The organism is Brevibacillus sp. NRS-1366 (assembly GCF_050467985.1).
In genome coordinates this window covers 124195-138258 of sequence record NZ_JBITPN010000013.1, presented here as the reverse complement: position 1 = coordinate 138258, position 14064 = coordinate 124195, and the positions used below count along the sequence as shown (strand labels likewise).

Sequence of the window (14064 nt, the reverse complement as noted above, 5' to 3'; positions counted from 1 at the left end):
ACAGGAATGCTTTCTTACACGCAAAAAAACAAGAGCCTGCAAACGGGCTCTTGTTACACAAGTACGGACGCTTCCTTTTTTACTCCATCTGATAATCGTACTGCTTCAACACCCACTTGGGCAGTTCCATCCGCGCAGTCATCAAAGGATCGACGACCTGACAGATCCGTAAATCACCGATCAGCGACAAAAGCATTCCCGCCTCTTCATTCGGCAGCCCAACCTTCTCCACCAAGAAACGGTGCATATGGACGGTCGCCATCTTCGCCGCCTCATCCAGAGTTTGGGCAGAAGCAATCGTCATCACATGCTCGCCTTCACTCAGCATCGGCAGGGGCAGGTGCGTACCTTTGATCACCGCAATATCTACGGTTACTTCACCCGGTATCTCTAACCCGCAAATAACAATCTCACCATCTGCCATAACGGCATGCAAATCCCCCATCGACAATAGAGCGCCAGGGACATTCACAGGTAAATAAAGCACGGCCCCCTTGACGATCCGCTTGCAATCCATATTGCCGCCATGATCTCCAGGTGTGCCCGTAGAGATTTCTTCCGTGGCGGGAGCCGTACCAATCACCCCGATCATCGGTCTTACGTCGAACTGCAATTTTTCATTGAACTGCACCTTGCCATCTCGGATAGGGATGACTTTTGTTTTTTCTTCGCTAAAAAACTGACCAAGAACTCCCAAATTCGGGGCAACCGTCATTACACCCTGATCAGCAATTTGAATATCGACAATCTCCACCCGCAAAATATCACCGGGCTCAGCATCCTCTACATATAACGGTCCAGTCGCCGGGTTGATCAAATCCCAGCCAACGGAGCTAAACAGCTGGTCTTCCCGCTGAATTTGATTGCTAAAGCAGTCACACGTTTCAAAAACGACTCGATTGCCAGAGTGAATCCGCGCTACAGGCTCATTATGCGGTGACATTTTGAGAATGACCTGTTCCTTTGCAATTTTCAATTTTCATCCCTCCAGGAAAAGGTAAAATGGCTCCAACAGATTATAGTCCTACTCTTTGGAAAAATCAATTAATTGTCACTTTCGATCTCTTGTTTGACAATCAACTCACAAAGCTTAGCCAATCCAGCTTCCATAAGCGGAGAAGAATATCCTCCGTAGGAACCTGGATCTTGCGCGGCCAGCTCTGTCGCACGGCGAAGCTCTCGCTGGCTACCTTGGAGCTCCCTTTGCAGCGTCCGCGATTCCTTCGAAGGTAGCCTGCGCTAACAAATGAAAGCCGCTAGTAGTTTTGTTTAGACAAGACTACTAACGGCTTTTTACTTATTTCTTATAAACTAGTTGGCCGCCTATATAGGTTTCTTCTGCTGCGATCTGATCAATTAGCTTCTCCCTCTTATTTATGAAATCGATCCAATACCGTGAAAAAGTCCTTGAGAAATTGATGAAACAGCTTCTCTGTCGGCAGTAGTTGCCGTTCTGTCGGAATAATGACACCTACCGTTCGTGTCACCCGAGGCTCGATGACGGGCACTTTCACCGTGGAACGCGGGATGCTGTCAAACAATGTGATTTCCGGAATAAGCGTCACACCGAGACCTGCCGCAACCAATCCTTTGATCGCGTCAATATCATCTCCCTCGAAGGACACCTTGGGGTAAAAGCCTAGCTGCTGACAAGCATTCACGACAATTTCACGCAGTACATACCCCTCGGGAAACAAGATAAACGATTCATTGCGCAGCTGTCCCAATTCCAGTGCCGGCTTGTCGGCGAGCGGGTGGCTAGTCGGCAAAAGGGCAACGATATGCTCCAAAAATAAAATATCACCCTTGATCCTTTTCTCGTCTTTTGGCAACGGGCCGAGCAGCGCCATGTTGATATCGCCTTTTTTTACAGCATCAATCAAATAATGATACGAGCCTTGCTTCAGCAAAAAGTTTACAGATGGGTACTGATTTCGAAAAGCAGAGATAGCTGTTGGCAGTGTATACGAAGCCAAACTACTCGGAAATCCAATGCGAATGGTCCCTTTATTCGGGTCGAGGCACTCCTCGATCTCTCTCTTTGCATTATCTATGACCGTCATAGCTTGCTGGATATGCTCCAGAAACATGCTTCCGATCGGTGTTAATTTCACATTCCGACCTTCGCGGATGAACAAATCGACCCCTAATTCCGCTTCCAAATTCACAATCTGCCGGCTCACAGCAGATTGGGCTACGTGCAGGACGACTGCAGCCTCGGTTACATGCTCTCGCTTGGCAACCTCAATAAAGTATTGAATTTGGCGCAATTCCACGGACTTCACTTCCCTTTTTTGCATTCATCTATTTTCGGCATGATTCTGATCTAATTTTCATATTGTTTCGATTAATTTTCAATAATAAAATACATCCAAGTAACTAAATATACATCGTCTTTCACAGTCTAATTGACTTTATATACAGAGTACCAAAGGGAGAGTGGAGAAGTTGAGTAAAATGGCTACGATACAAGAGATTGAACAAGACCACCTGCAAGCTGCAAAAGAATACGTCCACGATGTTTATGAAGCGGTAAAAAAACGCAATCCAGGTGAATATGAGTTTCATCAAGCGATTAAAGAAATATTTGATTCTCTCGTGCCTGTATTTGCTAAGAAACCGAAGTACATGGAGCACGGCATCCTGGAGAGCATCTCTGAACCAGAGCGGATGATTACCTTTCGTGTACCGTGGGTCGACGATCAAGGCAAAGTAAGAGTAAACCGTGGATTCCGCGTACAATTTAACAGTGCGATCGGCCCTTACAAGGGTGGCATCCGTTTTCATCCTTCTGTTAACGGCAGCATCATCAAGTTTTTAGGCTTTGAGCAGATTTTCAAAAACTCGCTAACCGGCCAGCCCATCGGAGGCGGCAAAGGGGGATCTGATTTCGACCCGAAAGGAAAATCTGACGGAGAAATCATGCGTTTCACCCAAAGCTTTCTCACAGAACTGTACAGATATATCGGACCTGATGTTGATGTACCAGCCGGAGATATCGGGGTAGGTGCACGCGAGGTCGGATTTATGTTCGGACAGTATAAACGAATTCGCGGCGGCTTTGAGGCCGGCGTCTTCACAGGCAAAGGACTGGGGTATGGCGGAAGCTTGGCGCGAACTGAGGCAACAGGCTATGGGGCCGTCTACTTTGTCCAAGAAATGCTCAAAGACAAAGGGCTCAGCTTTAAAGGAAAAACAGTGGTAGTATCCGGTTCTGGCAATGTTTCCATCTACGCCATGGAAAAAGCGATACAATTAGGGGCTAGTGTTGTGGCGTGCAGTGATTCCAACGGCTATATTTTCGACAAAAACGGAATCAATCTGGAGACAGTGAAAAGACTGAAAGAAGTGGAACGCAAAAGAATTCAGGAGTATGTCAAAGAGCATCCTCATGCAGAATTCCATGCTGGTTGCACAGGAATTTGGGCGATCCCCTGTGACATCGCCCTGCCATGCGCTACCCAGAACGAAATTAACCTCGACTCTGCCAAAATCTTGATTGCCAATGGTGTAAAAGCAATTGGTGAAGGAGCCAACATGCCTTCCACGCTGGAAGCCATTGATTTATTCCTGGCAAATGACGTTCTATTTGGACCAGGAAAAGCTGCCAATGCAGGCGGGGTCTCCGTCTCTGCTTTGGAAATGGCACAAAACAGCATGCGACTGTCCTGGACATTTGAAGAAGTAGATGCCAAATTACACGAAATCATGACAAACATCTATCGAAACAGCGTAAAAGCGGCTGAGGAGTATGGCTATCCAGGAAATCTGGTGATCGGCGCCAATATTGCTGGATTCATTAAAGTGGCCGATGCCATGATTGCCCAAGGCGTCGTGTAACAGGAAAACCACCTTTCGCAAAGGTGGTTTTCCATTCTTCAATATAAAAGAGGGGCGTCTTAGCCGCACTCCAGGTCACGCAATAATCTTTGTTTTCTTGGCATTCTCTGTCGACTTCTTGATCAGCCCACTGAGTGGACGCTTCAACACTAGGGCCACAAACAGACTCAGTCCGATAAATCCGACCAGGCATAAGATGTCACGAAGTGCTGTTTCCCAAAAAATCCCGCCCACCCCTTCCCGCAACAAACTAATTGCATACGTGAATGGCATGAATGGATTGAGCGCCTGGAAAAATGGCGCTGTCATACTGATTGGAAACGTACCGCCCGAACTGGAAAATTGGAACACCATGAAGATGATCGCGATGCCTTTTCCTACATTGCCAAAAACGGACAACAGCGTATACGTAATCGTGACGAATACGATGCTGACCAGCATCGCGAAAAGTACAAACGGTACCTGATCCGCGACATAGGCACCGAGGATGTAAATATCCCCCAGCGTGACACACAGCGCCTGCAAAAGCCCAATCGTCACGAACGTCCCCAGACGGCCCAAGTATAATTGATAAGGCTTGTAACGCCCGTCTGGATTTTCCGCATCTGGCTTTAATAAAGAGATCAACAAGGTAGCGCCTACCCACAAGGACAATACGCCATAAAACGGCGACATGGCCGAACCGTAGTTGGGGATCGGGTATTTCCGGTTTTCCTTGATTTGTACTGGACTTGCCAGGAACTCGCTTTCTTTCTTGATATCGCCGCGAAGCAGCTTCGCTAGATCGGCAAAATGGTTGTTGGCTTCTACTTCTCTCAGCTTGTCGGCTGCCTGTCCAATCGCTTTTTCCAGCTTGGGCAGATCATCACGAACCAATGCAGCGACCGTGTGGACTCCTGTTTCCACCTCTGGGAGCTTGTAGCGTACAAAATCTGCTAGCTTGGTTAGCTCTTTTTCCGCCTGAGGCAGGTCATTCTTGATAAAGGCTGCCGCTTCATCGAGTTTTTTTCCGATTGTAGGAAGGTTTTCCCGCAGGAAGGGCGCAGCCACCGTGATCGCCTTTTCGAAAGCAGCGGCATTGGTCTGTAGCGCCTGTGCTAACTCATGGATCCTCGTGCGAATTTGCGGCATATCCCCTTGGATCCGCTGCAATTCCGCCACACCTAATTCCAATCCGCTTTTTGTATCGGCAAGAATAGCTTCAATATCCGGCAGTCTCTCGGTCAGCTTTTGAAGATTCGCAGAAGCATCACCCGTGAGCTGCTTCATTTTCTCAATGCCTTCCTGAATCCGTGGCACGATTTCACTGTCGTAACGGGAGAGAATATCCCCCAGTGCTGCACTCGTCTCTTTTGAGAGCTGTCCGAGACGCTCCACCAAATCTTTAGCCGGTGTCTTGCCGCTTTCCAAAGCGTCTGCAATCGTACCCAGTATTTCGATTTGGCGTATCACTTTTTGCTGGATCACTTGCAGCCGTTCCAGTTGATGGTTTAGCGGCTGTCCTGGAATGTAGTTGTTTATTCGCCCCAATAGAGACGATGTGCGCTCCAGCAATTGTTCCACATGGGAGAGTCTGTCGCTTGCAGCACGTACTTCTTCTGCTGTAGGCAATTGAGCGGGATTGATCTGCAGCAGCTTTTCTGTGAGCGACGTGACAGAATCAGCAGCTTGCTGCGCCAATACTAGATTTTGCTTGAGTAAGGGAGCAATCGTTTCGAATGCGCCGTCATGCGTCGTCAAGAAATCATTGATCTGATCAGAGACAGCTTTACCTTTCTCTGCCAGATCGGCAATTTTGGGCAACGCATTCTGAGCAGCAGAAACAATCTCAATTGCCTGCTTTGCCTTTTCCGTTGCCTGAGTCACTGCATTTGCAACCTTGTCGAAGTTTTGATCGAGCTCCTGGATTCGCGCCACTGCTTGTCGTATCACTGGCAGCTTGTCCTCAAGCGATATAATGACAGAGGCAGCTTCACTGATGCGTGGCCAGTTTTGTTGGATATGAAGCACGTGTCCTGCCGCCTGATTGATCTCAGGAATCCTTTTCTCCACTTCGAGAATGATCTGCGCTTTGTCATGAATCTCGGGAAGCTTCTTCTCCAGCTCCAGTACCTTTTGTCCTGCCGCACGAATCTCAGGCAGCTTGCTCTCGAGTGTAAAGATGCCGCTCTCGACTTTGCGAATGGTCGGTAGCTGCTCCTCGATCTGAATGCCAATCTCCGTCAGCTTCGTTAGCAAAGCTGTGCTGACCGCCTCTGTAAAGTTCTCGTTGATCTGCTTCGTGATGGCAGACACACCCGATGAGGTGATCTTCGGTGCAACCGCATTTACTTTTTCATTCACTGTGTAGATTACTTCGGGCCGATCCAGATTGCCGTTGATAATGCCCGTGATTTTCGAAGAAAAATCGGGCGGGATCAAAATGCTGGCATAATAATCGCCTCGATCGATGCCCCTCTCGGCTTGTTCCTTGGTAACGAACGTCCATCCGAGCTTCTCGTTGTTCTGCAAGCTTTTGATTAGCTCGTCTCCGATGTTAATCTGCTTATCGGCAACGATCGTACCTTGGTCCTCGCTCGTCACGGCCACTTTGACGCCTTGCGTATTCGCGTATGGGTCCCAAACCGATTTGATGTTGACCCAGTCATATAAGCAGGGGAGAAGAATGATTGCGATAATCAGAAAAATCCCCGTTGGTACTTTGAAAATATTGAGCCAATCCGTTTTGTAAATCTGCCATATGGAACGCATACAATTACCACCTGATATATAGGAATAGGAAAGCATTGATACGAATGCTTGATACTTTCATGACAGTTTACCATAAAAGAAAATAGGCTGGAAGGAAGTGGCTTCTTGTAGCATGATCCTAGGGTGATGATTTTATGAAAAACCGTCCAAACCGGTTGTAGATGAACGAAAAACCCCCGCTCTTGTAAGGTAAGAACCGGGGCTTTGATGTTGTTATTCTCAGGGTCAAGGTTTGACCACCTGCTTCCTGCCCTATACCTTGAATTTCCCCACTACTTGCTGAAGGTCTTCGGCCATTTTAGTCAATGACGAAGCAGAAGATGCAATTTCCTCCATCGAAGCCAGTTGTTCTTCCGCAGAAGACGATACATTTTGCGATTCAGACGCTACGAGTTTTGATCCCGCTGAAATTTCTTCAATGGAATGTACGACTTGCTGGGTACTCGCTGATATTTGCTGGGAAGCTGCTGATATTTCCTGGACCTGTCCAGACACCTCGTCTATGTTTCGCTTAATTTCCTCAAACAACAGTCCAGTGGCATGAACGACTTGTGTTCCTTCATCGACTTCTTTCACTCCAGCTTCCATCGATTCAACCACTTTCTGGGTATGATGTTTGATCATTGTCACCAATTGCGCAATTTGTCCTGCCGATTGCGTCGATTGCTCCGCTAGTTTACGGACCTCGTCTGCCACCACTGAAAACCCGCGACCTTGTTCTCCTGCTCTCGCCGCTTCTATGGCGGCATTTAATGCTAAAAGATTCGTTTGTGCAGATATCTCAGAAATGACTTCCACGATATGTTCAATTTCCTTCGAATTCTCTTCCATTTCCGTTACGGATTCCGCTAAATGGTTCATTGTTTGGTGGATCGAATCCATTTGCTTCACTGTCGATTGTATCGCTTGATTCCCTTCTAGCGCTTTTTGCGAAGTTTGTACAGACAGATTAGAAGTAAATTGAGCGCTCGATGCAATTTGTTGTACCCCTGATGACATTTCGTTAATCGCTATAACACTTTCACTCACGCTGCGTGATTGCATTTCAGTACTAGCCGTAACTTCTTGGATGGTCAACGTAATCGTTTCAGATGCTTGACTAGATTGTCCCGCGCTGGCCGTTAGCTCTTCGGAGGACATCGCCACGTGTTCTGAACTGATATTAATTTGCCGTACCAACTCACGAAGATTGTCCGTCATTTGATTGAATGATACCGCAAGACTCCCGATTTCATCTTTATTTTTTACGCGAAGCTGCTCTGCTGTTAAATCACCGGATGCGATTTGCTCTGCAATCCTGGCCATAGCGACGATAGGCTTGGACATCATTCGCGAACTAACGTAGCCAATCACTATCGCTAAAATAAAGGCAGCAATGCTAAGCACGGCGACGTTCGTAATCGCAGTATTAACAATCTCTGTATTTCTTATATTCCCTTCTTCCATGGATTGCAGTTGAAATGCAGCCAGCTTCTCTGCTTGTGGGTCAAGCTTTCTTCCAAAGTCCAAGACTTCACGCTTATAATAATCCATTATCTTGTCATCCGGTTCATTGTTCTTTACCATCGTAAGTAATGGATCAAATTTTTGTTTGTACTCTTGGTTCATCACTTGTAGTTCCTGTAACCCTGTTTGCAACTCTTCAATTTGAGATAACGAAACGGTCTCACTAATCAGACGCGTTACCATATCGTAAGAAGTTTGTAAGTCGTCTAAAAACTTTTGGTCTCCTGTCAGCAAATATCCACGTAACCTACTATTTTCTTTCGCAGCCTCCGCTTGTATTTTTTGAACATTTGACAAGATCACTGCTCGTCTTTCAATCAAATCTGTATATCCTACATCAATTTTTTGAAGGTAATACGATGAAATACCACTTGTAATCACCAAAAGAAGCGCGACGACTAAAAAAGCCCCTATCAACTTCTTTCCAATAGTCAAATTCACGATGAACACCCCTATTCATTTGTTTGTCCAATCTAATATGTAAGCGCTTCTTGGAAGTACACAACAAAAAAACCCCTTTCCAATAAAAGGAGTTCTGAAACAGATCAAAAAGCTCACATCTGTCGTCGGTAACTGGCTGACATCATGTCTCCTTCGTACATCTTAGCCCCTATAGCTTTGCGTCTCCACTTTTCAATGGATTTGCCCTTTCGAATGGAAGGTTTATGTATGAAATTAATGAGTCGAACCCATTTTTCAAATGATAGGTACTACAAATAAGCAAGGAGCCCTAGTAATTGAATGAGAGAGAATAGGAGCATCGACATATTTCGCCAACAACCACCATGATTGTAGTAGGATAGACATGAAAAGTCAACATTTGTCTATTATTACATATCAAAGGCAAGTTGGATTAATTTTACAATAAATGTAAATTTATGATGATTCGTAAACAAAAAACCGCGGGGTACAGTGCATATTCCCGCGTTCTCTCTTTCAGTTATTTGCTTGCGTGCACATTTGCTGCACTTCCGCTTGTTTCTTTTTGATAAAATCGACGAACAGTTGAAACAGCTTCAATTGCTCCTGATCACTCTGAAACATCATTTCCGGATGCCACTGGACAGCGACTAAAAACGGGTATTTCGTATGCACGATCGCTTCGATAATGCCGTCCTCTGCGATCGCAGCTACTTCCAAACCGTCCCAGAAGCAGTCTACCTCTCGATTATACTATCATATGGAAAAATCCTCTTCCTCCCTTCTTTTTTAACTGACTATATTTTTAAAATAACGATAGATTTGCTCTAATCTTTTCACTTGCTTTCCATTCGGATTCTCCATATTTCCGAACTCGAAAAACTTCACTTTTTTCATTCCTACATATTGAAAAACAGCTCTTTTCATGAGCATTTTATGAGCGTTATTCAGGAAAAACAAAGGATAATGCGTAGGTCCCTTCATGACGGAAATACATACGACCGATTTTCCTTTTAAAAGTCCCTCTGGCAGCAAACCTCCTGTATCCCTGTAGGCAAAATTGGAAGCAAACATTTGGTCAATGTAACCCATGAGCATGGCAGGAGGTCTTCCCCACCAAATCGGGTAAACCAAAACAATCTTATCCGCCCACATGATTTGATTTCGATACTTTTCAAGCTTGGGATCGCGGTGCATATCTCTTCTTCGTTTTTCTTTATTAAAAACCAGCAGTGGATCAAATCCTTCCTCATACAAGTCCAAGACCTGAATCTCCTTGATAGCGGGATTCTCATGACTACCTTTGAGAACCTTTTCCAAAAACGAATAGCTCAAGCTATTGTGGTTGGGATGGGTGTAAATTACCAGCAGCTTCATAGTCGCACCTCTTTAGTTGTCATTTGATAAGTAAATCATATCACCTCAGAATTTAATTATCAATTGATAATTGTTTTTTGATAATTTTTTTGTTATCTTCTCAGAAAGAGGTGTTGACTGTGGACAAAAACGATCTTTTTTATAAATTTGTAGCCTTTACGGCTTCTGTTCATCGCGTCACTCATGAGTTAACCAAAAATGTTAAGCCTGATATGATTACACCGTTGCAATATAGCCTGCTTGAAAATGTCAAGGTGAGTCAGCCTGTCACTCCTAGTCAGATCAGCGATTGCTTGCATATCTCCATGCCGAATACGAGCCGTGAGCTGCGAAAACTGATCGAAAAAAACCTGATTGAAAAGGTAGAAGATAGCGAAGATCGCAGAAAACAATACATCTGTCTCTCGAAAAATGGGGAAATCATCATAAATGAAGCTTTTGCCTCTATTGAATCCCGGTTCCTAAGCCGCATTCAAAATGCTTCTCCTGAGGATTTGGAGGAAATGAGTCGTGCACTGGATGTACTTCACTCGAAAGTATTTTATTAGTCGAATAAAAACCCGAAGCTGGGCTCCGGGCTTTTTTACATAGCGGATATTTGCAAGCATAAGGCTTTACCGCGTTGCAATATTCAGTTCCTCTATTACTTTTTTCAATCCAGCTACCGTGTTATCCGACGGGCTTACAAGCGGAACGGCTACATCTCCTGTCGGAATCCCGATGAGGCTCATTGCTGTTTTCAGCGGACCAGGATTTCCTTCTTTGTAGAGGGCCTTCATCGCCGGGAAGAACTTGCTGTGCAATTGAACCGCTTCATCGTATTGCTTTTCTTGCACCAATTCGTATACCTTCACCCAAACCTCCGGTAAAAAATTGGAGCTGGCAGTGATTGCTCCCGGTGCACCGAGAATGAAGGAATAGACGGCACGATAGTCTTCCCCGCAAAGTACGGAAATTTTATCTCCAACGGTGTTCATAAGCTCGATCACATCACCAATGTCATGCGTGCACACTTTCATGCCGACGATGTTCGGGATTTCGGCGACCAATGCCTGCACCACGTCAGTGTTCATGTTGATTCCTGTTTTGTACGGAATGTTGTAAAGCATGATCGGCATATCAACGGCTTGATCCAGCTTTTTGAAGTATTGCATGAAGCCTTCCTTGGTGGGATTCACGTAGTATGGAGTTACGACCATGATGGAATCTGCACCTGCTTGTTTGGCATACAGCCCCATTTCGATGCAATCACCAAGTCCCGGAGAAAGCACGCCTACGACTACAGGCACCTTGCCATTCACTTCTTTCATCGCAATGTCGATGACTTGTTTTCGCTGCGTCATGCTGAGCGCACAATACTCTCCGGTTCCTCCCAGTACGAGCAAGGAATGAATGCCATTTTGCAATTGATCCTGAATCACACGTTTCAGGCCTTGCTCATCTACCAAGCCCTTTTCATCGATCGGGGTAACCAAAGCTGTCATGATCCCTCTGTATCTCATCTCGTACGCACTCCTTTTTTTCTCTTGTTTTTATTGAAAGGCTCGGGCGTTTGCCAAAACCTTTGGATTGACCAGACTGGAAGGCATTTTTCCTTGCAGCACCTTGCCTACTTCTAGCGTGATCGATTCCGAGCATCTGTCTTTTGCTTCGAGCGTATCTCCGCCAAAGTGAGGCGTAAAAATCACATTCTCAAGTGAAAGCAACGGATCATTCGGGTTCGGTGGCTCTTGCTCCAGCACGTCCAAACCAGCCCCTGCAATCTTGTTGTTCTTGAGGGCCTCGTAGAGAGCGGCCTGATCGATGAGCGGACCTCTGCCGAGATTGATGATAGAGGCCGTAGGTTTCATCAAATCAAACTGCTGGGTGGAAAACATGTGATGGGTTCCCTTTGTCAAAGGCGCATGCAAGGAAATGAAGTCACTTCGCGAGAGTACAGAATCCACGTCGTCTACCTTCGTCACACCGTACAGCTTCATATCCGAAGCAGAGACAAAGGGATCAAAACCAAGAATGTGCATGTTGAATGCTTTTGCCTTTTTCGCCAGCTCCTGCCCGATTTTCCCCATTCCCACGATCAAGAGTGTCTTTGCGTTAATCTCCATCGGATAAAAAACTTCACGGAAGCTCCATTCACCGCTGCGTACCTTGTGATCACTGATTCGCAGTTTGCGACTGAGCACCAGAATATTCATGATGGCATGTTCAGCCACAGATACGTAGTTGGAGAATGGCGCGTTCAGCACCATGACCCCATTTTCCGTCGCCGCCTGCACATCAATCGTATCCAGCCCTACCCCATGCATGCCCACTACCTCTAAAGTTGGGCACTGTTCGATGATATTTCTCGTGATGTGTTCGACTCGTACGATAACGGCACTTGCCTCACTCGAACGGATAGTCTCAATCAGCGTATCTTCTGCGCCATTTGGTGCCATGACCACATCGAAGTTGCTTTTCAGATACTCGACCCCGACTGGACGAATGGTAGGTTCGATTAGGACGACTGTCTTTTTCATCGTGTTCTCCTCACTTAAATCATCAGACATGTAATACTAGGTATACTGAGTTCGATTAAAAAAAAGGGGTTTACTTTGTTCGTCTTGCGATAATTTTAGGCTGAGTAAACAAGTTCAAATAGTCACTTCCGCCCGCTTTTGAATCGGTCCCCGACATATTGAATCCGCCAAACGGGTGAACACCGACAAGAGCCCCAGTACATTTTCGGTTGATGTACAGATTTCCGCAGTGCATTTTTGCTTCTGCATAAGCGATCCGTTCTTCATCCTGCGAGAAAAAGGACCCCGTCAATCCATACTCTGTATGGTTAAACAACGCAATGGCTTCTTGATAATCCTTTGCTTTTCCGATCGCCAGTACAGGTCCAAAAATTTCTTCCTGCATAATCCGAGCCTGGCCAGATACATCGGCAAAGACCGTTGGTTGAATGTAGTATCCGTTACCAGGAGCCTTGCCGCCTCCTGCCAAAAGCTTGCCTTCCTGCTTGCCGATTTCGATATACGACAGGATTCTCTCATAGGCTTTCTTGTCACTCACCGGCCCGACTGCAAAGTTCTCTTCCGGCAAACCGATCAAGAGCTTTTCCGTCTGTTCCACTACGGCTTTCACGACTTGATCGTACACGGCTTCCACCACAAATGCCCGCGAGCCGGCTGAGCATTTTTGCCCCTGGAATCCAAATGCTGATGCGACGATAGCTGAAGCCGCTTCCGAGATGTCGGCAGTCTCATCGACCACGATCCCGTCCTTGCCCCCCATCTCTGCGATGACGCGCTTGATCCAGATTTGCCCTTTCGCCGTCTCTGCTGCCAAGCGGTTGATGTGCAGACCCACTTCTTTGGAACCGGTAAAGCTGATAAAGCGCGTTTTGGGATGAGCGGTCAGGTAGTCCCCTACTTCTGCACTGCTGCCAGGAATGAAATGGATCACCCCGGGTGGCAGTCCCACTTCCTCCATCAGCGCCACAAATTTGTAAGCGATGACTGGTGTCAAAGAAGATGGCTTGAGTAAAACCGTATTTCCCGAGACAATTGCCGCTGTCGTCATCCCCACTGTAATCGCGAGTGGGAAATTCCATGGCGGAATCACAATCCCTACACCCAGCGGAATGTATTCCTGCCGATTTATCTCCCCTGCAATCTGAACAAGCGGACGTTCCTGATCGATTTGGCTCAATCGAATCATTTCACGTGCGTAAAACTCCATGAAATCAATCGCTTCACATGTATCTGCATCTGCTTCCGCCCAATTCTTTCCGGACTCCAAAACCATGACTGCCGAAAATTCATGCTTGCGTTTCCGCATCAATGCCGCTGCCTGAAACAAATATTCCGCACGCTGGCGCGGGGACACCCTTTTCCATTCTTCAAATGTCGTCAGCCCGGCTTGCATCGCAGTCTCTGCCATTTCTCTGTTTGCCATGCTCACACGTCCGACTACTTGATCCACGTTACCCGGATTGATCGAAACGATTTTGTCCTCGGTCATGATCTTCTCGCTGCCAATGATCAGCGGATACTCTTTGCCCAGCGCAGCCTTTGCCTGCTGTAGCGCAGCTTCCATGGCACTGCGATTTTCCGGACGGCTAAAATCGGCAAATGCTTCGTTGGTAAACGCAGATATGATTTCTTCTCGTACCATGACTCTTCT

11 protein-coding genes and 1 riboswitch are annotated in these 14064 nt (G+C 46.4%); of the genes, 2 read left to right on the top strand and 9 right to left on the bottom strand.

Going from position 1 to position 14064, the window contains the following annotated elements; all coding sequences use genetic code 11:
- Positions 1–79 precede the first annotated feature (79 nt).
- Together ACIFQN_RS07630 and ACIFQN_RS07625 are read right to left on the bottom strand one after the other, a co-directional pair.
- Positions 80–943 (bottom strand): acetamidase/formamidase family protein, encoded by an 864-nt coding sequence (locus ACIFQN_RS07630; RefSeq protein ID WP_429832438.1) that lies wholly within the window; start codon positions 941–943, stop codon positions 80–82.
- 427 nt (positions 944–1370) lie between these two features.
- On the bottom strand, positions 1371–2276 hold the full coding sequence (locus tag ACIFQN_RS07625; protein WP_429832427.1) for a LysR family transcriptional regulator: 906 nt from the start codon (positions 2274–2276) through the stop codon (positions 1371–1373).
- A 181-nt stretch (positions 2277–2457) separates the two neighbouring features.
- Here ACIFQN_RS07625 and gdhA point away from each other — a divergent pair, with 181 nt between their 5' ends.
- A complete protein-coding gene (gene gdhA / locus ACIFQN_RS07620; protein ID WP_429832437.1) occupies positions 2458–3840 on the top strand; it encodes an NADP-specific glutamate dehydrogenase in 1383 nt (460 codons plus the stop codon).
- A gap of 75 nt (positions 3841–3915) precedes the next feature.
- On the opposite strand, the gene ACIFQN_RS07615 is transcribed toward gdhA, so the two are convergent.
- The 4 genes from ACIFQN_RS07615 to ACIFQN_RS07600 form a co-directional block, all read right to left on the bottom strand.
- Positions 3916–6591, bottom strand: coding sequence for a YhgE/Pip family protein (locus ACIFQN_RS07615; RefSeq protein WP_429832426.1), 2676 nt, complete (start codon positions 6589–6591; stop codon positions 3916–3918).
- Positions 6592–6843: 252 nt separating this feature from the next.
- On the bottom strand, positions 6844–8538 hold the full coding sequence (locus tag ACIFQN_RS07610) for a methyl-accepting chemotaxis protein (protein WP_429832425.1): 1695 nt from the start codon (positions 8536–8538) through the stop codon (positions 6844–6846).
- A 124-nt stretch (positions 8539–8662) separates the two neighbouring features.
- Positions 8663–8754, bottom strand: a riboswitch (cyclic di-GMP riboswitch).
- 279 nt (positions 8755–9033) lie between these two features.
- The gene (locus tag ACIFQN_RS07605; protein WP_429832424.1) at positions 9034–9237 is read right to left on the bottom strand and encodes a gamma-glutamyl-gamma-aminobutyrate hydrolase family protein; all 204 of its coding nucleotides are present in this window, start codon (positions 9235–9237) and stop codon (positions 9034–9036) included.
- Positions 9238–9306: 69 nt separating this feature from the next.
- A complete protein-coding gene (locus ACIFQN_RS07600) occupies positions 9307–9894 on the bottom strand; it encodes an NAD(P)H-dependent oxidoreductase (protein WP_429832423.1) in 588 nt (195 codons plus the stop codon).
- A gap of 119 nt (positions 9895–10013) precedes the next feature.
- On the opposite strand from ACIFQN_RS07600, the gene ACIFQN_RS07595 reads away from it, so the two are divergent.
- Complete coding sequence (locus tag ACIFQN_RS07595) at positions 10014–10442, top strand: MarR family winged helix-turn-helix transcriptional regulator (RefSeq protein WP_429832422.1); 429 nt, start codon at positions 10014–10016, stop codon at positions 10440–10442.
- Positions 10443–10508: 66 nt separating this feature from the next.
- On the opposite strand, the gene dapA is transcribed toward ACIFQN_RS07595, so the two are convergent.
- The 3 genes from dapA to pruA all read right to left on the bottom strand — a co-directional run bounded on the left by dapA (position 10509) and on the right by pruA (position 14055).
- Positions 10509–11396, bottom strand: a complete 888-nt coding sequence (gene dapA / locus ACIFQN_RS07590) for a 4-hydroxy-tetrahydrodipicolinate synthase (RefSeq protein ID WP_429832421.1) — start codon at positions 11394–11396, stop codon at positions 10509–10511.
- Positions 11397–11426: 30 nt separating this feature from the next.
- Positions 11427–12413, bottom strand: a complete 987-nt coding sequence (locus ACIFQN_RS07585; protein WP_429832420.1) for a hydroxyacid dehydrogenase — start codon at positions 12411–12413, stop codon at positions 11427–11429.
- Positions 12414–12483: 70 nt separating this feature from the next.
- Positions 12484–14055: an L-glutamate gamma-semialdehyde dehydrogenase gene (gene pruA / locus ACIFQN_RS07580; RefSeq protein ID WP_429832419.1), complete on the bottom strand. Its 1572-nt coding sequence runs from the start codon at positions 14053–14055 to the stop codon at positions 12484–12486.
- Between the last annotated feature and the right edge of the window lie 9 nt (positions 14056–14064).

Bases quoted from the DNA above. Each gene is read 5' to 3' on its own strand.
- ACIFQN_RS07615 (WP_429832426.1), bottom strand. From the start codon at position 6,591: ATGCGTTCCATATGGCAGATTTACAAAACGGATTGGCTCAATATTTTC.
- ACIFQN_RS07600 (WP_429832423.1), bottom strand. From the start codon at position 9,894: ATGAAGCTGCTGGTAATTTACACCCATCCCAACCACAATAGCTTGAGC.
- ACIFQN_RS07585 (WP_429832420.1), bottom strand. From the start codon at position 12,413: ATGAAAAAGACAGTCGTCCTAATCGAACCTACCATTCGTCCAGTCGGG.
- ACIFQN_RS07630 (WP_429832438.1), bottom strand. From the start codon at position 943: ATGTCACCGCATAATGAGCCTGTAGCGCGGATTCACTCTGGCAATCGA.
- pruA (WP_429832419.1), bottom strand. From the start codon at position 14,055: ATGGTACGAGAAGAAATCATATCTGCGTTTACCAACGAAGCATTTGCC.
- gdhA (WP_429832437.1), top strand. From the start codon at position 2,458: ATGGCTACGATACAAGAGATTGAACAAGACCACCTGCAAGCTGCAAAA.
- dapA (WP_429832421.1), bottom strand. From the start codon at position 11,396: ATGAGATACAGAGGGATCATGACAGCTTTGGTTACCCCGATCGATGAA.